We start from the raw sequence: 18,836 nt of genomic DNA, 5'->3' as shown, positions 1-18,836 counted from the left end.
TCGAGACCAGCCCCGCACCCAGCACCCCGTCGCCTCCTCCACAGGGCGAGCTTTCGCCCGCCACCCTCAGCCGCGTTCGGCACGCGAGTCGCGTGCATGGCCGGCGCGGCAGTATGCACTCGAGAACACCCGGCACTCCGGCACTCCGGCACTCCGGCACTCCGGCACCGTGTTCCAGAGCGAAACCCCGCCTGCACGAGAGGAGCCGAACCCGGCGATGAACGACCATTCCATGAAGGCAGACGCGGAGACCGGCCGATTGGTGAGCGACCTCGCCTACCTGCTGGGCACGACCAAGAAGCGGGTCCTCGCCGAGGCGGTCGCAGCGTACGCGGCACCTCGAATGCCGACCACTCACGAGCGGCGGCCGTTCCTGGATCTGCCCGTGCGTCAGCGGCTCGCGCTGCGGCGCGACGAGCTGCTTCGGGCGTACGAAGGTCAGGGTGCATCCGATGTGCGCCTCATCGGGCCGTTCGCGGCCGGTGAAGACGTCGACCTCGTCGAGATCCTCGTCGAGACCGACATCATGATGGGCGGCGATGCGGTCGACGTGCTCTCGAGGATCGCGCAGGAACTGCTCGCAACCAGGGTCGAGGTCACGTCGGCGACCGCGCTCGCGTTCTCAGGTCCGGAGCGCCTCACCCGCCTCAAGGCCGAATCGGTGCCCCTCTGACTCGCGCCTGCTCCTCGCCGGTCGAGTAGGCGCGCCAGCGCCGTATCGAGACCAGCGCGCCCGCTGCCCGCCGCTTCTCGCCGGTCGAGTAGGCGCGCCAGCGCCGTATCGAGACCAGCGCCCGAGCGCGCCGCCACGCCGGTCGAGGAGCGAAGCGTCTCGAGACCAGCGCACCCCGCCAAGGCCCTCTCAGTTCAGAGGTTCACCCACTCGGTCGTGCCGCCGTCGAGGTGCTGGCGCTTCCAGATGGGCGTGTGCTCCTTGATGCGGTCCACGAGCAGCGCGCACACGGCGAAGGCCTCGGCGCGGTGCGGCGCGGCGACGGACGCCACGAGCGCGACGTCGCCGATCGCGAGCGAGCCGATGCGGTGGGCGGCGGCGACGCGCAGTCCAGTGTCGCGCGCGACCTGCGCGAGCGTCTCGCGCAGGAACTGCTCGGCCTGCGGGTGCGCCTCGTAGTCGAGGGCCGTGACGGACTCCCCGTGATCGTGGTCGCGGATCACGCCCTCGAACGTGACGAGCGCGCCGTTCTCCGGCGAGCGCACGAAGGCCTCGATCGAGTCGCGGTCGAGCACGTCGGTCGTGACGCGGGCGAGCACGTCGGGCGCGACGCGGGCGAGCACGTCGGGCGCGGTCGTCTGCGGCTCGGACTGCTCCAGCTCGGACTGCTCGGGCTCAGACATCGCGTGCTCCTTCGGCGTGGACGGTGGCCGCGGGCGGCACGATCGAGTGCGGCGCCGGGTGCGGCGTGGGGTGCGGAACGGGCCGCGGAGCGGCCTCGGCGCGCGGCGCGTGGTCTCCGCCGGCGATCTGGTCGACGAGGTGCGGCAGCAGGTCGTCGAGCACGGCGAGTCCGTCGGCGACGCCGCCCCGCGATCCGGGGAGGTTCACGACGATCGTGCGCCCGGCGATGCCTGCGCGAGCGCGGCTGAGCGCGGCCATCGGGGTCGCGGCTCGGCCCGCCGCGCGGATCGCCTCGGCGACGCCGGGCAACTCCTGGTCGAGCACGGCGAGCGTGGCCTCTGGCGTGCGGTCGCCCGGGTTCACGCCCGTGCCTCCGGTCGTGATGAGCACGGCGGGCGAGCCGGCGACGGCGCCGCGCACGGCATCGGCGATGTCGGCGTCGGCGACCACGACGGGTGCGGGCGCGTCGAATCCACGCGCCAGGAGCCATTGCACGATCGCCGGACCGGTCGTGTCGGACGCCTCCCCCGCGGCGGCCCGGGTCGACGCGACGAGCACGATCGCCCGGCGGCCGCCCGCGGCATCCGCCCGACCGGTCTCCGAGCGCGCCGAGCCGTCGGGTGCATGGTCGGGCGCAGCGCTCTCAGCCGCGGCATCCGCTCGCCAGATGCCGCGCTTGCCGCCCCGCTTCTCGACGAGCCTGATGCCGCCGGTCTGCGCGGCCGGGTCGACGGCTTTGACCATGTCGTGCAGCGTCAGTGCGGCGACCGCGACGGCGGTGAGCGCCTCCATCTCGATGCCGGTGCGCGCCGTGGTCGACACGGTCGCCCGGATGGTCACAGCGGCGGCCTCGAACCCGAAGTCGATCGACACGGCGTCGAGCGGCACGATGTGGGCGAGCGGGATCAGCTCGCTCGTGCGCTTTGCGGCCTGGATTCCGGCGACGCGCGCGGTGGGCAGCACGTCGGCCTTCTTCAGCGCATCGCCCTGCACGAGCGCGACCACCTCGGCAGTCGTGTCGAGCCGGCCCTCGGCGATCGCGACCCGACGCGTGATGGGCTTGCCGCCGACGTCGACCATGCGCGCTCGGCCGTCGTCATCGAGATGCGTGAGCGGGTTCATACCCTCACGCTAGCGACCATCGGCCGAGTCGTTAACCCGGCGACGGGTCGCGAGCGCCGTCGCGGCGTTCGCGAGCCGTCGGCCGATGTGCGGATCCAGAGGGCCGTGCGGGTCAGGCCGTGACCGGAGCCGCTCGCAGGAGCGCCCGCACCGAGGTCGTGCGCCGCCGTGCGACCACGAGCGTCGTGACGCCGAACGAGAGCACGGCCCAGACCGCGAGTCCGACGAAGGCCGCGCCCACGCCGGCCGTGGAGGTGAGGGCCGAGACCATGCCGTTGTAGGCCGGGGCGGTCGGCAGCAGTCCGGCGATGTCGGCGAGCACGCCGGGCACCGTCGAGACGATGCCGGTCGCGACGGTGAGCACGCCGATCAGGGCCGAGACCCAGCGGCCTGCCCCGCCGAACGCGGCGATGAGGCCCTGGTTGACGGCGGCGAAGGCGACGCCCGCGGCGACGCACAGCGAGGCGAACACGAGCCACTCGCCGAGGTCGTACGTCGCGGCGAGCTGCACGACCCCGGCGACGAGCACGCCCTGCAGGGCGCCGAGGGCCGCCGCCGGCGCGAACCCGCGCAACGCGAGCATCGCCGAGGGCGACCGCGAGGTGAGCGCGCGACGCGACACGGCCTGCAGCACCACGAAGGTCGCGAGTCCGCCGAACCAGAGCGCGAGCGTCGCGAGCAGGGGAACCGCGGATGCCCCGAACAGCGAGCTGCCGGCGCCGTCGGCCTTCACGGGGTCGGCGACCACCGAGGCGAGGCTCTGCGCCTCGGCGTCGGTGTACGATGGCACGGCTTCGGACGCGGTGCGCAGGCCCGTGGCCAGTTCGCCCGTGCCGTCGGCGAGCGACTGCACGCCGGTCGCGAGCGTGCCGGCTCCGGTCGCGAGCTGGTCGGCACCCGAGCTCAGCTGCGTCGCGCCGTCGCCGAGCGCGCGAGCCCCGTCGGCCGACTGCGTGGTGCCGTCGGCGAGCTGCGTCAGTCCCGCGGCGAGCTCGTCGGTCTTCGCCGCGGCCTCGGTGAGGCCGGCGCTGGTTCCGGTGGTGAGCGCGGCGATGCCCTCAGAGGTCGGCGTGGCGTAGCCGCTGGCGGTGCCGGCGCTCGTGGCGAGCGCCACGGCATCGGTCATCGCGTCATCGACCTGAGCGCAGAACGTCGTCGACGCTCCAGACGTGGCGCACTGCGCCTGCAGTCCCCCGAGCGTCTTCGTCAGCGCGACGGCCTGGGCCGCGGCATCCGACGCGTTCGAGGCGGATGCCGCCGCCGCCCCGATGAGCCGCTGGTCGTTCACGCCCGCTGCCGCATCGCGCAACCCGCCGGCGAGCGCACTCGCGCCCGCCGCCGACGCGGCCGTGCCGTCGGCGATCGTGTCGAGCCCGCTGCCCAGTTCTCCAGCACCGGTCGCAATGCCGGTGGCGCCGGTCGCGAGCTGCGTCGCGCCATCGGGCAGGGCTGCCGCCCCGGTCGCGGCACTCTGCGCCCCGTCGGCGAGCTTCGCGGCGCCGTCGGCGGCCGTGCCGAGCTGGGTGCCGAGGTCGGTGAAGCCGACGAACACGTTCTCGAGGTACGTGGTCGAGAGCTGCTCGCCGAGCACCGTGGTCGCGGTCTGCGCGACCTGCGCGGTGATGGCGTCGTCGACGACGAGGCTGTCGGGCGGGGTGGAGACCTTGATGGTCGCGCGCTCGGGCGTGCCGCCCGGGGCGGTCGAGGTCGCGGCCGCCGAGAAGTTCTCGGGGATCGTGATGACCGCGGCGTAGGTGCCGTCGGCGAGCCCGGCCTTCGCGTCCTCGGTGTTCGAGAGGGTCCACGTCAGGTTGGCGTCGTCCTCCCCCGTGCCCTCGACGAGGCCCGCGGTCAGCTGTCGACCGAGCGGCACGACCTGGTCGTTGATCGTGACCGGTTCGTCGTTGTTCACGATGGCCGCGTTGAGCTCGCCGAGGCGCTCGGTCGGGTTGTAGAGCGCGGCGACGAGGATGCCGCCGATCACGACGGGCAGCATCAGCACGCCGATGATCGTGAGCCAGGTGACGGGGCGCTTCGAGCGGGCGCGTTCGATGGGGAGGGTCATGCGTTCACCTCGGTGGTCGAGTGTGCGGTGGCGGGCGCGAGGGGCGCCGCGAGTTCGATGGAGGGCGCGTCGGGGTGACCGGCCGCCGCGAGCAGCGGCAGGGCGTTCGCCGCGTCGCCGGTCGAGACCACGACGGTGACGGATGCCTCGAGCGAGGCGTCCCAGAGCACGGAGGCGAGCCGGTCGCGGGTCGCCGGGTCGGTGATGTGATCGACGCCGTCGATGACGACGATGCCGGCGCGGCCGCGGACGGCCCTGCGCAGCTCGGCGACGGGATCTTCGGCCTCGGCGAGCAGCGCGACGCCGACGTGGGCGCGCACCCAGGCCGAACGCCCGGGCAGGAGGTGCCCGGCGACGCGCAGACGCCCACCGGTCGAGTCGATGCGACCCGCGAGGGTCAGCAGCATGGCGCGCGTGGCGATCTCGTCGGCGCCGGCGACGACGAGGGCGCCACCCGGCTCGACCCGCAGGCTCACGCCCTCGAAGACGACGACGTCGCGTTCGACGAGCGAGAGGTCGGAGGCCACGATGGCCGCGGTGGTCTCGGGTTCGGGCCAGTCGGCGAGCGCGCGCTCGCGTTCGACGGCCTCCCCCTCGATGTCGAAGTGCGGCAGCAGGCGGTCGAGCCACTTGGGCAGCCACCAGGCCTTGTCGCCGAGCAGGGCCATGACGGCGGGAACGAGCGTCATGCGCACGATGAACGCGTCGATCGCGATGCCCACCGAGAGCCCGAGCGCGATGGGCTTGAGCGACGAGTCGCCCTCTGGCACGAACGCGGCGAACACCGCGAACATGATGACGGCCGCGGCCGTGACGACGCGGGCCGAGGCGGTGAAGCCCGAGCGCACCGCGCCGAGGGCGATGTCGCGCGGCTGGCGGCTGGAGTGGCCGTCGAGCGCACGGCGTGCGTGCACGTAGTCCTCGCGCATGCGGCTGACGAGGAACACCTGGTAGTCCATCGCGAGTCCGAACAGCACGCCCATGGCGACGATCGGCATGAAGCTGATGATCGGCCCGACCTTGGTGACGTGCAGCAGGTCGGCGCCCCAGCCCCATTCGAAGACCGCAGCGACGACGCCGAAGGCGGCGACGACCGAGAGCAGGTAACCGGCGGCCGCCGTGATCGGCACCCAGATCGACCGGAACACGATCGCGAGCAGGATGAGCGACAGCCCGACCACGAAGACCCCGAAGGGCACGAGCGCCTCGCCGAGGCGGTCGGAGATGTCGATCGCGACGGCCGTGAATCCGGTGACCTTGAGGTCGATGCCGTACTCGTCGAGGAAGTGGTCGTGCAGTCCGCGCAGTTCGCGCACGAGCTCGGCGGTGGCGGGGTCGTCGGGCGCGGTCGTCGGGATGACCTGCACGATGCCGGTGTCGGCCGTCTCGTTGGGCACCGCGAGCGCGACGGTCTCGACGCCCGGCAGGGTGGCGATCTCGTCGCCCAGGTCCTGCATCAGGCCGAGCGGGTCGGTCGAGGTGACGATCGTGCCGGTGAGCACGAGCGGTCCGTTGAAGCCGGGCCCGAAGTTCTCGGCGACGAGGTCGTACGAGACGCGGGCGGGGTCGTCCTTCGGCAGCATGCCGGCGTTCGGCAGGGCGAGCGCGAGGCTGGCCGCGGGGATCGCGATGATGCCGAGGCCGAGCACGACCGCGACGGTCGTGACGATCGGATGCCGCGTCACGAGTCCGACCCACCGCGTGGCGAATCCTCGACGTGCGGTCGAGTCGGAGGCGGTGTGCGCGTGCGCGTCCGCCGGCGACCCGGCGGGGGCGGCGGGGGCCGCATCCGCACCGACGTGCGACGGGCGCCCGTCTGCGACATCCGCCCCCTGCTGCATCGCACGCTGTTGCGCTGCACGCCGGCGTCCGCGCGACTCGCGGCGCTTCCACCCGACGACGCGGCCCTTGACGAACCCGAGGAATGCAGGCGTGAGGGTGATGGCGACGAGCACGGCGATGGCGACCGAGACGGCCGCGGCGATGCCCATGACGGTGAGGAACGGGATGTTCGCGAAGCCGAGGCCGATGAGCGCGATGAGCACCGTGATGCCGGCGAACACGACGGCCGAACCGGCGGTGCCGGTGGCGCGCGCGGCGGACTCCTCTGGGTCTTCTCCGGCTCTCACCTGGTCCTGATGTCGGGCCATGATGAACAGCGCGTAGTCGATGCCGACGGCGAGTCCGAGCATGAGCGCGAGCAGCGGGGTCGTCGACGAGATGGTCGCGAACGCCGTCGAGAGCATGATGAGCGAGAGCGAGAGGGCGACGCCGATGATCGCCGAGGCGAGCGGAAGCCCGGCCATCGCGATCGAGCGGAACGTGACGATGAGCACGAAGAGCGCGATGAGCAGTCCGACGCCCTCGGTCAGGGTGATGCCCGGCACCGAGACGGCGAAGAGGTCGCCGCCGAGCACGACCTGCGAGCCCTCGGGCAGGGTCGCGCCGAGGTCGTCGGTCATCTCGTGGAGTTCGACCTTGGTCGACTCGGGCACGTCGGTCGCCTGGCCGTCGAACTGCAGGCGCACGAGTGCCGCGGTCTCGTCGTCGGAGATGAGCCCGGTGACCATCTCGTCGTACGGGTCGGTCACGGCGAGCACGCCGTCGAGGCCCTCGATGTCGGAGATCGTCTGCTCGATCTCGGTGGTGAACGGGGCGTCTTCGACGCTCTGCCCGTCGGGCGCGACGACGATGAACTGCGCGCTCGTGCCGCTCGCCGCGGGGAACGATCGGTTCAGCTGTTCGAGGCCCGCCTGCGCCTCGGTGCCCGGGATCGAGAAGCTGTTGCTCGTGCCCTTGCCGAAGAGGGCGAACGCGCCACCGGCGATGACCAGCAGGAGCAGCCACGAGACGAGCACGCGCCACGGGTGGCGGAACGACCAGCGGCCGAGCGAGTAGAGCAGAGTGGACAAGGCAGCGCCTCCGAGCCGGATGTCAGGACAGTTCGATACAGCGCTGTATCCGATACGTAGTTGTATCGTAGAACGGCGAGGGCTCGCAAACCTGTGGCCTACATGTGAATACGGGGGTTGAATGGCAGTCATGGTCGAATCCGCCACCACGGCGACGCGCAGTCGCGAGAACACGCGACGCAAGCTCCTCGATGCCGCCGCCCAGGTCTTCGCCGAGGTCGGGCTCGCCGCGGCATCCGTCGAGGCCGTCTGCGACCGCGCCGGCTTCACGCGCGGCGCGTTCTACTCGAACTTCGAATCGAAGGACGAACTGTTCCTCGAGCTCGCGGGTCGCGTCACCCGCGGTCGGGTCGACGCGGTCACCGCGCGCGTCGCCGAGCTCGAATGCGAGGGCGCGTTCGCCGCGAACCACACCGACGTCTTCGAGATCCTCGACCAGGTGCTCGACGTCTCGGCCGACGACCGGCTCGGCGTGCTGCTCATGAGCGAGATCCGCATCCACGCGCTCCGGAACCCCGCGATGGCCACGGCCTACCTCGAGCAGGAGGCCGAGATGCAGCGCAGCGTCGCCCAGATCGTCACGGACATCGGGCGCGCGAAGGGCATCACGTTCCGCGTCTCGGCACTCGAGGCGGCCCGCGTCATGCTGCTCGTGTGGGAGGGCAGCGCCGTTCGCGCGGCCATCGCCGGCGAGAACGCCGACCTCATCCACCGCTCGACGAGCACCGAACTCGCCCTCGTCGCACAACTCGTCATCGACGACGGCGAGCCGGGGACTGCTTCCGAAGACGAAGAGGAGTAGCGCCGGCGGTCACCGCTGTCACGGATGTCGGCGGGGTTCCGACCCGCTTTCGGCCCCCGTCCGGCGCGCTCAGAGCGCGATGGTCTCCACGACCTCGCCCGCCGCGAGTGCCGTGACGTCCTCAGGCACGACGATCAGCAGGTCGGATGCCGCGAGCCCCGCCACGAGATGCGACCCCGGCCCGCCGACGAGCACCGCCCGACCCTCGTCGTCGCGACGTCCGCGCAGGAACTGGCGCCGTCCGGCGACCGACACGACCGGCTCCGCCAGCGGCAGTGATGCGACGGATGCCGCCGGCAGCCCCGCGATCGCCCGCAGCGTCGGCGCGACGAAGAGCTCGAACGAGAGCTGCGCGCTCACCGGGTTGCCCGGGAACCCGATCACGGGCATGCCGCGGTACGCGGCCGCCGCCTGCGGACCGCCCGGCTGCATGGCGACCGCGCCGACCCAGGCGCCGAGCGGCTCGAGCAACTCGCGCACGACCTCGTAGGCGCCCTTCGAGATGCCGCCGCTCGTGATCACGAGCTCGGCGCCCGCGTCGCGCGCCGCGTCGAGCTCGGCGCGCAGGCGTTCGACGTCATCGCGCACGCGCGCCTCACGCACGACGAGCGCGCCGGCCGCGCGAACGGCCGCGGCGAGCGCGATGCCGTTCGCGTCGGGGATCTCGCCGGGGCCGAGTTCGGCGCCGGGCGCGACGAGTTCGCTGCCGGTGCTGACGACGGCGACCCGCACCCGCTCGCGCACGAGCAACTCGGTGAGGCCGGATGCCGCGGCGGCGGCGAGGTGGCGCGAGCCGAGCTTCAGCCCCGGTGGCAGCACGTCGTCGCCGGCCGCCAGGTCGGACCCGGCCTCGCGCACGTAGTCGCCGGATGCGCGAGCGACGAGGATGTGCACCGCGCCCGCGTCGGCATCGCCTCCGCTCACCGGCTCGGTCTCCTCGACCGGCACGACGGCGTCCGCTCCCTCCGGCACCTGCGCTCCGGTCATGATGCGCACGGCGGTTCCGGGCGCGAGCGGCTCGGGTCGCCCGGGGGCGGCGGCGACCTCGCCCACGACCGGCAGGGTCACCGGGGCGTCCGTCGCGCCCGCGACATCCGATGACCGCACGGCGAAGCCGTCCATCTGCGCGTTGCGGAACGGCGGCAGCGCGATGGGCGACTCCGCGGGCGACGCGGTGATGCGGCCGAGCGCGTCGGCGACGGCGACCCGTTCGGTCGGGCGCGCCCCGAGCCCGGAGAGCAGCGAGCGCACGAACGAGGCGTGCTCCTCGACGGTCGAGCGCGCGCTCATCGGCGCGCTCCAGACGATCGGCCTTCGATGCGGGCGGCAGGCGAGCTGGTCATCCCCCGATTCTCGCAGGCATGCGACCGCTGGCAGGCGATGCTCGGCCCATCTGCGGATGGACTAGCGTGGAAGTTCCGCGAATACGGGAGAAACCATGACGCAGTTCCGCATCAGCGAAGCGGCAGCCCTACTGGGGGTCAGCGACGACACCGTGCGGCGCTGGGCCGAGCAGGGGCGCCTCGCGCTCTCACGGGGTGCCAACGGCATGCAGGTCGTCGAGGGCGCCGAGCTCGTCGGGCTCATGACCGAGCACGCCGGGGGCAACGCCCTGGCCGACGCCTTCCCCCTCGCGCGCACGTCGGCGCGCAACCACTTCATCGGCCTCGTCACCGCCGTGCACCGCGACGGCGTCATGGCACAGGTCGAACTGCAGGCCGGGCCGTTCCGCGTCGTCTCACTCATGAGCCGCGAGGCCGCCGACGAGCTCGGCCTCGAACCCGGCGTGCTCGCCGCGGCGAGCGCGAAGGCCACCGTCGTCTCGATCGAACTTCCCCGAGGAGCCACGCCATGACCCGAAACTCGCACACAGCCGCGAGGCTCGGGGCCGCCGCGCTCATCGCCTTCACGCTCACCGCATCACTCGCGGCCTGCGCCTCGAGCGGCGACGGCACCGGAGACGAGGACCCGAACGCCCCGGTGGCCGGCGGCCCGGCGACGCCGAACCTCGAAGCTGCCGAGGTCACCGTGCTCGCGGCGGCCTCGCTCACCGAGGCGTTCGACGACCTCGCAACGCAGTTCGAGCAGGCCAACCCCAGCGTCGAGATCACCGTGAGCTACGGCGGCAGCGGCGCGCTCGCGACCCAGATCATCGAGGGCGCCCCGGCCGACGTGTTCGCCTCGGCCGCCGAGCCGCCAATGCAGCAGGTGGTCGATGCAGGCCTCGCGACCGATCCGCAGGTCTTCGCGACGAACACGCTCGAGCTCGTGGTTCCGGCCGGCAACCCCGCCGGCGTCACCGGGCTCGACGATCTCGCGAACGCCGACCTGCGCATCGCGCTCTGCGACGAGTCGGTGCCCTGCGGCGCGGCATCCGCGAAGCTCCTCGCGAACGAGGGCATCACCGCGGCGCCCGACACGCTCGAATCCGACGTGAAGGCCGTGCTCACCAAGGTCTCGCTCGGCGAGGTCGACGCCGCCCTCGTCTACCGCACCGACGTGCAGTCGGCCGGCGACGACGTCGAGGGCATCGAGGTGCCGGCCGCCGACGACGTGGTCAACCGCTACCCGATCGCGGCGATCACCGGCGACGGCAGTGCCGACGACAGTGGCGATGCCTCAGGCGCGCAGGCCGTGGCCGCGGCGGCGTTCGTCGCCTTCATCACCGGCGACGCCGGTCGCGCCACGCTCGACGAGTACGGCTTCGGCACCCCGTAGTGGCACGCGCGGCAGCACGCAGCACCGGGCGCCTCGCCTGGCCGATCACCGCGATCGCCGTGGTGGCGCTCGCGGTGCTCGTGCTGCCGCTCGTCGCGCTCGTGGTGCGCGCGCCGTGGGCCGACCTGCCCGAGCTGCTCGCGAGCAGTGCCGTGCTCGAGGCGCTCGTGCTCTCGTTCGGCACGGCCGTGCTCGCGACGGCGATCTGCCTCGTGCTCGGCATCCCCCTCGCCGCGCTCGTCGCCCACGCGGAGTCGTGGCCCACGGTGCCCCGAAGGCTGCTGCGTGCCGCGGTCACGGTGCCGCTCGTGCTGCCCCCCGTCGTCGGCGGCATCGCCCTGCTCATGCTCCTCGGCCGCCGCGGGCTGATCGGGCGGTGGCTCGACGAGGTGTTCGGGGTGACGATCCCGTTCACGACGGGCGCGGTGGTCATCGCGCAGGTCTTCGTGGCGCTGCCGTTCCTGGTGTTCGCGGTCGAGGGCGCGCTGCGCTCCTCAGACCGGCGCACCGAGCTCGCCGCGGCGACGCTCGGGGCATCCCGCTGGCAGGTGTTCCGCCATGTGACCCTGCCGCTCGTGGCGCCGGGCGTCGCCGCGGGCGGGGTGCTCTGCTTCACGCGCGCGCTCGGCGAGTTCGGTGCGACCATCACCTTCGCCGGGAGCCTGCCCGGCACGACCCGCACGCTCCCGATCGCGAGCTACCTCGCGATGCAGACCGACCCCGACGAGGCGGTGGCGCTCGCACTCCTGCTCCTCGCGGTCTCGGTGCTCGTGCTGCTGACCCTGCGCGACCGCTGGCTCCCGGGGGCGACCGCATGAGCCCCGAGCCCCGAGCGACGGATGCCGCGGGCGGCCGCTCCGACGACGGCATCCGCTCCGGCGGGGCCGGCCACGCCGGCAGCCACGCCCGCCCGGGCCTGCGCGTCGACCTCTCGCTCAGCTTCGGCACGACGCGCATCGCCGCCGCGTTCGACGTGCAGCCTGGGCATCCGCTCGCGATCATCGGACCGAACGGTGCCGGCAAGTCGAGCCTGCTCGCCGCGATCGCCGGACTCGTGCCGCTCGACGCCGGCGAGGTCTCGATCGGTCCGCGACGCGTCGACTCGCTGCCGCCGGAGCATCGCCGCGTCGGCATGGTGTTCCAGGACTACGTGCTGTTCCCCCACCTGAACGTGCGCGACAACGTCGCGTTCGCGGCGCGCATGCGCGGCTCGCGCACCGCCGCCCGGGCCGCCGCCCGGCCTTGGCTCGAACGCTACGACCTCGTGTCGCTCGCCGACCGCCTGCCTTCAGAGCTCTCGGGCGGACAGCGCCAACGCGCTGCGCTCGCGCGGGCCCTCGCCGCCGAGCCCGACGTGCTCCTGCTCGACGAGCCGATGTCGGCCCTCGACGTCGAGGTGCGCGCCGAGATGCGCGACGAGCTCGCGACGCATGTGCGCGACTTCGGCGGCGCCACCGTGCTCGTCACGCACAGTCCCGCCGACGCGGCACGACTCGCCGACTCGGTGCTCGTGCTCGAGGGCGGGCGCGTCACCCAGCGCGGAACGCTCGATGCGATTCGCGCCGACCCGGCGACGCCGTACGTGCGGCGCATGCTCGCGGCATCCGACGACTGAGGGCGCTGCGCCTATCGCGGCGTGTCGAACCGTGCCGCGACCGGCGCCTGGAACTCGACCTCGGCCCACTCGTCGATGTCGAAGTCGAGCTCGAGCACCGCGCACGTCGGCATCTCACCGATCGACTCGGTGAGGTCGTACGCGAGGTCGGCCATGCCGGGGTTGTGCGCGACGATCATCGCGCGCCCGACCTCGGCATCGAGTTCGCCGACGACGCGCAGGATCGTCTGCGGCGAGGAGCCGTAGAGCCGGTCGTCGAGCTCGACGGATGCCTCGTCGAGGCCGAGCTCGCGCGCGATGAGCTTCGCCGTGGTCTGCGCCCGCAGGGCCGTGCTCGACCGGATCGCGTCGGGAACCGAGCCCCGCTCGCGCAGCCGCGCGCCCATCGCCGGGGCGTCGCGCAGCCCCCGATCGTTCAACGGCCGATCGTGGTCGGCGAGACCGGGCTGACCCCAGTCCGACTTCGCGTGGCGCACGAGTATCAGCGTCCTCATGCGCCGAGTCTGCCACCGGCGGGCGACGAACGCACGGGCCCGCTCGTTCGACCGCCTGACGGCCGGCGGACTCGGCCGGTCGTCGCGCTCAGTCGGCCGACGGCGCGCGCATCGCGAGCCCCGCCGCGAACTCGAGCACGCACAGTGCCGCCAACCGCACGGTGCGCTGGTCCGCGGCATCCGTCGTCGCGTCGATCTCGACGAGGTCGGCGCTGCGCACTCGGGCATCGGATGCCGCGGCGCGAACGAGTGCGCGCAGCTCCCACGCCGCGAGGCCGCCCGGAACCGACGCCGGGCAGGCCGGAGCGACCGATCGGTCGCACACGTCCACGTCGACGTCGAGGTGCACGGGGCCGCCCGCCGCACCGGCGATCGCCAGCGCCTCGACCATCACGTCGGCCGGGGCGCGTCGGTGCAGCTCGTCGCGGTGGATCACGGTGATGCCGAGGTCGGCCGCGCGTCGCGCGTACGCCGCCGAGTTCGCGAAGTCGGCGATGCCGATCTGCACGATGCGCGCCGGGTCGAGGCCGGCCTCCACGAGTCGACGCACCGGTGACCCGTTCGAGATGCCGTCGCGCAGGTCGTAGTGCGCGTCGATCGTGACGAGGCCGGCGCTGCCGAGATCCGCGCCCCACGCCCCGAGCGCCGTCGCCACCGTCACGGAGTTGTCGCCGCCGAGCGCCAGGAGCGTGCGAGCCCGACCGAGGGCGGCGGCGACCGCCGTGATCGTCCGTGCCTCGCCCTCTGGGCCGTCGGGCTCGTCGAGGTCACCGGCGTCGGCGATGGCGAGACCGCCACCGTCGCCCTCGCCGAGGTCGGCGCTGCCACCGAGGTCGAGCACGAGACCGCCGCGCTCGCGATCGGGCATGAGCGCTGGGCTGTATCGTCGCAGCGCCTCGCGGATCGCGGCCGGCGTCGCGTGCGCGTTCGTCGGCGACAGCGACGTGCGCCAGGCGGGAACCCCCAGGATCGCCAGATCCACGGATGCCGCGGCATCCGCCACGTCGAGCGCGGGCCAGGCGCCGGCGCGCGGCCAGCTGGGGTCGTGCGAAAGCGTGGACATGCCAGCACGCTACCGATCGTGCGGGCCCGCGGGCGCGGCATCCGACCCGGTTCTCGTCTGTGATTCCAGACGCGACTCGGAGGGCCGGTGGGCCGCCGAACCTCTACAGCCCAGCGCCGAGCACTCAGCACTCAGCACCCAGCAGAGCCCAGCCGTAACCCCCTCAGCCCCGCAGCAGCTCGATGAGCTCCCGCTCGCGCGCAGCCGTCAGCCCGGCGCCGCGCTCCCGGTCGAGGCCCTGTTCGCGCTCCCACGCGAGGGTCTCCTCGAGCAACTGCTCGAGCGGCCGAACCACCAGCCCGGCCTGCTTCGCAGCCGCGTTCGATCGGTCGAGGAACCCTCCCCACTCCGGGTCGCGGATCCAGAGCGGCAGGGACTCGGGCCCCGACCACTCCGCGACGCCCTGCTCCGCGAGCCACTGGGGCTGCGCGGCGACGACCTCGCCCTGGTACCCCGCGACCTCGTTCGCGGTCTCCAGCCACCCGCCGAACGTTCCGCGGTCGCCGACCGCGTTGAAGGCACCCGTCGTGCCGCGCTCGACCGAGTCGAGCGTGAAGCGCACGAGGTCGTCGACGTGGATCGCCTGCGCGGCGTCGTCGAGCACGTCGGGCACGAGCACCGGACCCCCGTCGCGCGCCGCACGGGCCGCCCGGGCGACCCAGTAGCCGCTCCGCCCGGATGCGTCGCCCGGTCCGGCGATCAGTCCGGGCCTGATGGTCAGCGATCGATCGCCGAAGGCCGACCGGTAGACCTGCTCGATCGCGGACTTCGCCTCGCCATAGGTCTCCGGCGTGGACTCGTCGGCGGTGAGCGGCGGCAGCAGCGCCGCCCGCTCGTCGGCGCCGGCCTCGTTCTGCGCGGCGTACACGTTGCACGACGAGATGAACGCCATCGTCCCGACCGCATCGGCGAGGGCCGCGGCCGCGCGGCGCGCGTAACCGGGCTGGCGGGTTACATCGATCGCGGCATCCCAGGCGCGCCCCTCGACCGCCGCGTAGGCGTCGGCTGCTGTGCGGTCGGCGCGAACGAACTCGACCCCCTCGGCGACGCCGCCCGCCTCGCCTCTGGCGAGGCAGGCGACCAGATGTCCTCGCGCGACCGCCTCCGCCGCGATCGTGCGTCCGAGCCATTGCGTGCCGCCGAGGATGAGCAGGTCCATGCCGTCATCCCACCACACCGCCGGTGCCGCGAACAGCCGTGTTCACGTTCCGCGAACCCCGAGACCGGAGTCCGGTGCACCCGGACAGGCGAACGATCCCGCGCCGGTCGCAGACGGTGCACCGAAGACCGTGGTAGGCAGGAGGCATGGGCAGGATCACCGCACGGAAGCGGGTCACTCGAATCACGGTCGGCGGTCGCACGAATCGCCGCGACGACCTCCTGGCGGTCGAGGAACCGCTCGAGATCCGCATCGGGCGTGCCCCGCTCGCGGTCACGATGCGCACGCCCGGACACGACGTCGACCTCGCCGTCGGCTTCCTCGTCTCCGAGGGCGTCATCTCCCGAGGCGACCAGGTCGCTGCGGCCATCCACTGCGCGAGCGACGAGGGCGAGAACACCTACAACGTGCTCGACCTCACGTTGGCGAACGGCGTGCCTCAACCGGATGCCGCGGCCAGGCGCGATCTCTACATCTCGAGCTCGTGCGGGGTCTGCGGCAAGGCGAGCATCGATGCCGTGCACACCCGCACCTCGCACCCCGTCGCCGATGCCGACCTGCGCGTGGATCCCGAGCTCCTGATCCGGTTCCCCGACCGCCTGCGCGCCGGGCAGGCGATCTTCGAGAAGACCGGGGGCCTGCACGCGGCCGCCCTCTTCGACGCCCGCACGGGCGAGATGATCGTGCTCCGCGAAGACGTGGGGCGGCACAACGCGGTCGACAAGGTCGTCGGCTGGGCGGCCCGCGAGGGCCTCCTCCCGCTCAGCGGACTGGTGCTGCAGGTCTCGGGCCGGGCGAGCTTCGAACTCACCCAGAAGGCCTCGATGGCCGGCATCCCCGTGCTCGCCGCAGTCTCTGCTCCGTCGTCCCTTGCCGTCGAACACGCTGCGAATGCGGGCATCACCCTGGTCGGCTTCATGCGCGGGGACACGATGGTGGTCTACGCGGGAGCCGAGCGCATCGCCGATGGCACTGCCGGGCAGGCGGTCGAGCGGGGCGCCGATCGCGTCTCCGAGCAGACGACGACGGCGGACTGAGATGACCACCGAACTTCCGATCGGCCCCGACACCACGCCCGACCCGTATCCCCACCTCGAGGTCGGCGCCAACAAGGCATGGGCGGTCGGCGCCCCAGGCATCCTGCACTCCATGGAGCCCGCGCTCAAACACATGGGGCTCTCCCGAACGGCGCGACTCGCTTTGGCGATCAACCAGAAGGACGGGTTCGACTGCATGAGCTGCGCGTGGCCCGACCCCGGTCACCGCAACGTGCTCGAGTTCTGCGAGAACGGCATGAAGGCCACGACCTGGGAAGCGACACCGATCACCGTACCGCGCTCGTTCTGGGCCGAGAACTCCCTGACCTCGCTGCTCGACCGCGACGAGTACTGGCTGGGTCAGCAGGGGCGCCTCACCGAGCCGGTCCACAAGCCGGCCGGTTCCGACCACTACGAGCCGATCTCGTGGGATGCCGCGTTCGACCTCGTCGCCCGGCATCTCAACGGCCTCGACTCGCCCGACCGCGCCGCGTTCTATACGAGCGGCCGGGCTTCGAACGAGGCCGCCTTCCTCTACCAGCTCTTCGTGCGCGCCCTCGGAACCAACAACCTGCCCGACTGCTCGAACATGTGCCACGAATCCACGGGCACCGCGCTCGGCGCGACCATCGGCGTCGGCAAGTCGACCATCGCGTACGACGACTTCGGCCGGGCCGACCTCGTGATCGTCATGGGCCAGAACCCGGGCACGAACCACCCGCGCATGTTGAGCGCGCTCGAGGAGACGAAGCGCAACGGCGGGCGCGTGATCTCAGTGAATGTGCTCCCCGAGGCCGGCCTCGTGCGCTACAAGAACCCGCAGAAGGTGCGCGGACTCATCGGCAAGGGCACGGTCATCGCCGACCGGTTCCTGCAGATCCGGTCCGGCGGTGACATGGCGCTCCTGCAGGCCGTATCCAAGCGCGTGCTCGACGCCGAGGCCGCCGCTCCCGGAACGGTGCTCGACCATGCATTCCTCGCGGAGCATACGATCGGCCTCGACGACCTCAGCGAGCATCTCACGTCGCTCGACGAAGCCGCGGTCGCAGCCGCGACAGGCCTGCCCGTCGAGGAGATCGACGCGCTCACCGCCGAGTACCTGGCCGCAGACCGCGTCATCATCACGTGGGCCATGGGCCTGACCCAGCACAAGAAGGGCGTTGCGACGATCCGGGAGATCGTCAACCTGCTCCTGCTCCGCGGCAACATCGGCAAGCCGGGGGCCGGTGCTTCGCCGATCCGCGGGCACAGCAACGTGCAGGGCGACCGCACGATGGGCATCTGGGAACGAATGCCCGAGAGCTTCCTCTCGGCACTCGAGCGCGAGTTCTCGTTCCCCGTGCCTCGCAGGCACGGCGCGGATGCGGTGCAGACGGTGCGCGGCCTGCGCGACGGCGAGATCGACGTGTTCGTCGCACTCGGCGGCAACTTCGTCGGAGCGATCTCGGACACCGCGGTCGCCGAGGCCGCGATGCGCGGCGCGAAGCTCACCGTGCAGGTCTCGACCAAACTCAACCGCTCGCACGTGGTGACGGGGGAGGAGGCGCTGATCCTGCCGACCCTCGGCCGCACCGAGATCGACCTGCAGGGCGGAGTCCCGCAGTTCGTGTCCGTCGAGGACAGCGTCTGCGCGGTGCACGCGAGCCACGGGGCGATCCCGCCCGTCGCGGATGGACTGCTCTCGGAGATCTCGATCGTGTGCCGGCTGGCGGACGCAACGCTCGGCGCGCGCCACGACATCCCCTGGACGGAGTTCGAAGATGACTACGACCGGATCCGCGACCGCATCGCACGCGTGGTCCCCGGTTTCGCGACCTTCAACGTGGACGTCCGCCGCAAGGGAGGGTTCGTGCTGCCGAACGGACCGCGCGACGAACGGCGCTTCGACACGGCAACCGGCAAGGCCATGATCACCGTGAACGAGCTCGAGCACCTCGCGCGACCGGCGGGCCGCCTGATCCTGCAGACGCTTCGATCGCACGACCAGTTCAACACCACCATCTACGGCCTCAACGACCGATACCGCGGCATCAAGAAGGGACGCGACGTCGTGTTCGTGCATCCCGACGACCTGCGCGAGCTCGGCCTGGCCGACGGCGACCGGGTCGACGTGGTGAGCGAGTGGACAGGACAGCCCGACCGCGTGCTGGCGAACCAGCGGCTCGTGTCGTATCCGACGGCCCGCGGATGCGCGGCGGCGTACTACCCGGAGGCGAACGTGCTGGTACCGCTCGAGAGCGCCGCCGAGGAGTCCAACACGCCCGTCTCGAAGGCCGTGATCGTGCGGCTCGAGCCGCGTCGCTGACACTCACGCGCACGCTCACGCAAGCCCACCAGAACGCACGAAGGGCCGACCCGTTGCCGGGTCGGCCCTTCTTCGCGCTCTTCGGCTGCGGTGTGTTAAATGCGAAGAGCCGCCCACGTGGTGGGCGGCTCTTCGGTAATGGTTGTCCGGCGGTGTCCTACTCTCCCACAGGGTCCCCCCTGCAGTA

Annotated in this window: 16 protein-coding genes; 8 read left to right on the top strand and 8 right to left on the bottom strand. The window is 72.4% G+C overall.

Annotated elements, in window-relative coordinates:
• Positions 1–232: 232 nt before the first annotated feature.
• The gene (locus ASE68_RS15090; RefSeq protein WP_157421713.1) at positions 233–673 is read left to right on the top strand and encodes a hypothetical protein; all 441 of its coding nucleotides are present in this window, start codon (positions 233–235) and stop codon (positions 671–673) included.
• Between the two features lie 194 nt (positions 674–867).
• Here ASE68_RS15090 and ASE68_RS15085 read toward each other — a convergent pair whose 3' ends face one another.
• The 4 genes from ASE68_RS15085 to ASE68_RS15070 form a co-directional block, all read right to left on the bottom strand.
• Positions 868–1,356, bottom strand: coding sequence for a molybdenum cofactor biosynthesis protein MoaE (locus tag ASE68_RS15085; RefSeq protein ID WP_082462387.1), 489 nt, complete (start codon positions 1,354–1,356; stop codon positions 868–870).
• Complete coding sequence (moaCB, locus tag ASE68_RS15080; RefSeq protein WP_082462386.1) at positions 1,349–2,479, bottom strand: bifunctional molybdenum cofactor biosynthesis protein MoaC/MoaB; 1,131 nt, start codon at positions 2,477–2,479, stop codon at positions 1,349–1,351. Before moaCB ends, ASE68_RS15085 begins: the two co-directional genes overlap by 8 nt.
• 112 nt (positions 2,480–2,591) lie before the next feature.
• Positions 2,592–4,544, bottom strand: a complete 1,953-nt coding sequence (locus tag ASE68_RS15075; protein ID WP_055861513.1) for a YhgE/Pip family protein — start codon at positions 4,542–4,544, stop codon at positions 2,592–2,594.
• Positions 4,541–7,456 carry an MMPL family transporter gene (locus ASE68_RS15070; RefSeq protein WP_055861510.1) on the bottom strand — a complete coding sequence of 972 codons (2,916 nt, stop codon included), beginning with the start codon at positions 7,454–7,456 and terminating at the stop codon, positions 4,541–4,543. Before ASE68_RS15070 ends, ASE68_RS15075 begins: the two co-directional genes overlap by 4 nt.
• A 130-nt stretch (positions 7,457–7,586) precedes the next feature.
• Between ASE68_RS15070 and ASE68_RS15065 the strand changes: the two genes are divergently transcribed.
• Positions 7,587–8,258 carry a TetR/AcrR family transcriptional regulator gene (locus tag ASE68_RS15065; protein ID WP_235481020.1) on the top strand — a complete coding sequence of 224 codons (672 nt, stop codon included), beginning with the start codon at positions 7,587–7,589 and terminating at the stop codon, positions 8,256–8,258.
• Between the two features lie 69 nt (positions 8,259–8,327).
• On the opposite strand, the gene glp is transcribed toward ASE68_RS15065, so the two are convergent.
• Complete coding sequence (glp, locus tag ASE68_RS15060) at positions 8,328–9,548, bottom strand: gephyrin-like molybdotransferase Glp (RefSeq protein WP_055861504.1); 1,221 nt, start codon at positions 9,546–9,548, stop codon at positions 8,328–8,330.
• 148 nt (positions 9,549–9,696) lie between these two features.
• Between glp and ASE68_RS15055 the strand changes: the two genes are divergently transcribed.
• From ASE68_RS15055 to ASE68_RS15040, 4 genes are read left to right on the top strand one after another with little or no spacing between them, the layout of a single operon-like run.
• Positions 9,697–10,113: a molybdopterin-binding protein gene (locus tag ASE68_RS15055; protein WP_055861501.1), complete on the top strand. Its 417-nt coding sequence runs from the start codon at positions 9,697–9,699 to the stop codon at positions 10,111–10,113.
• Positions 10,110–10,976 (top strand): molybdate ABC transporter substrate-binding protein, encoded by an 867-nt coding sequence (gene modA / locus ASE68_RS15050; protein ID WP_055861498.1) that lies wholly within the window; start codon positions 10,110–10,112, stop codon positions 10,974–10,976. Before ASE68_RS15055 ends, modA begins: the two co-directional genes overlap by 4 nt.
• A complete protein-coding gene (gene modB / locus ASE68_RS15045; RefSeq protein WP_055861496.1) occupies positions 10,976–11,794 on the top strand; it encodes a molybdate ABC transporter permease subunit in 819 nt (272 codons plus the stop codon). The genes modA and modB overlap by 1 nt, the downstream gene beginning before the upstream one ends.
• Complete coding sequence (locus ASE68_RS15040; RefSeq protein WP_055861492.1) at positions 11,791–12,591, top strand: ABC transporter ATP-binding protein; 801 nt, start codon at positions 11,791–11,793, stop codon at positions 12,589–12,591. The genes modB and ASE68_RS15040 overlap by 4 nt, the downstream gene beginning before the upstream one ends.
• Before the next feature lie 11 nt (positions 12,592–12,602).
• Here ASE68_RS15040 and ASE68_RS15035 read toward each other — a convergent pair whose 3' ends face one another.
• From ASE68_RS15035 to ASE68_RS15025, 3 genes are all read right to left on the bottom strand, one after another.
• Positions 12,603–13,085 (bottom strand): histidine phosphatase family protein, encoded by a 483-nt coding sequence (locus ASE68_RS15035; protein ID WP_055861489.1) that lies wholly within the window; start codon positions 13,083–13,085, stop codon positions 12,603–12,605.
• A gap of 88 nt (positions 13,086–13,173) precedes the next feature.
• Positions 13,174–14,148, bottom strand: coding sequence for an arginase family protein (locus ASE68_RS15030; protein WP_055861486.1), 975 nt, complete (start codon positions 14,146–14,148; stop codon positions 13,174–13,176).
• Positions 14,149–14,311: 163 nt separating this feature from the next.
• Complete coding sequence (locus ASE68_RS15025) at positions 14,312–15,307, bottom strand: NAD-dependent epimerase/dehydratase family protein (protein WP_055861484.1); 996 nt, start codon at positions 15,305–15,307, stop codon at positions 14,312–14,314.
• 146 nt (positions 15,308–15,453) lie between these two features.
• Between ASE68_RS15025 and fdhD the strand changes: the two genes are divergently transcribed.
• Together fdhD and ASE68_RS15015 are read left to right on the top strand one after the other, a co-directional pair.
• On the top strand, positions 15,454–16,344 hold the full coding sequence (fdhD, locus tag ASE68_RS15020) for a formate dehydrogenase accessory sulfurtransferase FdhD (RefSeq protein WP_055861481.1): 891 nt from the start codon (positions 15,454–15,456) through the stop codon (positions 16,342–16,344).
• A 1-nt stretch (position 16,345) separates the two neighbouring features.
• The gene (locus tag ASE68_RS15015) at positions 16,346–18,649 is read left to right on the top strand and encodes an FdhF/YdeP family oxidoreductase (RefSeq protein WP_055861478.1); all 2,304 of its coding nucleotides are present in this window, start codon (positions 16,346–16,348) and stop codon (positions 18,647–18,649) included.
• The last annotated feature ends 187 nt before the right edge of the window (positions 18,650–18,836 follow it).

The organism is Agromyces sp. Leaf222, from assembly GCF_001421565.1.
Lineage (GTDB): Bacteria > Actinomycetota > Actinomycetes > Actinomycetales > Microbacteriaceae > Agromyces.
This window is presented reverse-complemented; position numbering and strand designations above follow the sequence as displayed.

Bases quoted from the DNA above. Each gene is read 5' to 3' on its own strand.
- ASE68_RS15090 (WP_157421713.1), top strand. From the start codon at position 233: ATGAAGGCAGACGCGGAGACCGGCCGATTGGTGAGCGACCTCGCCTAC.
- ASE68_RS15085 (WP_082462387.1), bottom strand. From the start codon at position 1,356: ATGTCTGAGCCCGAGCAGTCCGAGCTGGAGCAGTCCGAGCCGCAGACG.
- moaCB (WP_082462386.1), bottom strand. From the start codon at position 2,479: ATGAACCCGCTCACGCATCTCGATGACGACGGCCGAGCGCGCATGGTC.
- ASE68_RS15075 (WP_055861513.1), bottom strand. From the start codon at position 4,544: ATGACCCTCCCCATCGAACGCGCCCGCTCGAAGCGCCCCGTCACCTGG.
- ASE68_RS15065 (WP_235481020.1), top strand. From the start codon at position 7,587: ATGGTCGAATCCGCCACCACGGCGACGCGCAGTCGCGAGAACACGCGA.
- glp (WP_055861504.1), bottom strand. From the start codon at position 9,548: ATGAGCGCGCGCTCGACCGTCGAGGAGCACGCCTCGTTCGTGCGCTCG.
- ASE68_RS15055 (WP_055861501.1), top strand. From the start codon at position 9,697: ATGACGCAGTTCCGCATCAGCGAAGCGGCAGCCCTACTGGGGGTCAGC.
- modA (WP_055861498.1), top strand. From the start codon at position 10,110: ATGACCCGAAACTCGCACACAGCCGCGAGGCTCGGGGCCGCCGCGCTC.
- ASE68_RS15040 (WP_055861492.1), top strand. From the start codon at position 11,791: ATGAGCCCCGAGCCCCGAGCGACGGATGCCGCGGGCGGCCGCTCCGAC.
- ASE68_RS15035 (WP_055861489.1), bottom strand. From the start codon at position 13,085: ATGAGGACGCTGATACTCGTGCGCCACGCGAAGTCGGACTGGGGTCAG.
- ASE68_RS15030 (WP_055861486.1), bottom strand. From the start codon at position 14,148: ATGTCCACGCTTTCGCACGACCCCAGCTGGCCGCGCGCCGGCGCCTGG.
- ASE68_RS15025 (WP_055861484.1), bottom strand. From the start codon at position 15,307: ATGGACCTGCTCATCCTCGGCGGCACGCAATGGCTCGGACGCACGATC.
- fdhD (WP_055861481.1), top strand. From the start codon at position 15,454: ATGGGCAGGATCACCGCACGGAAGCGGGTCACTCGAATCACGGTCGGC.
- ASE68_RS15015 (WP_055861478.1), top strand. From the start codon at position 16,346: ATGACCACCGAACTTCCGATCGGCCCCGACACCACGCCCGACCCGTAT.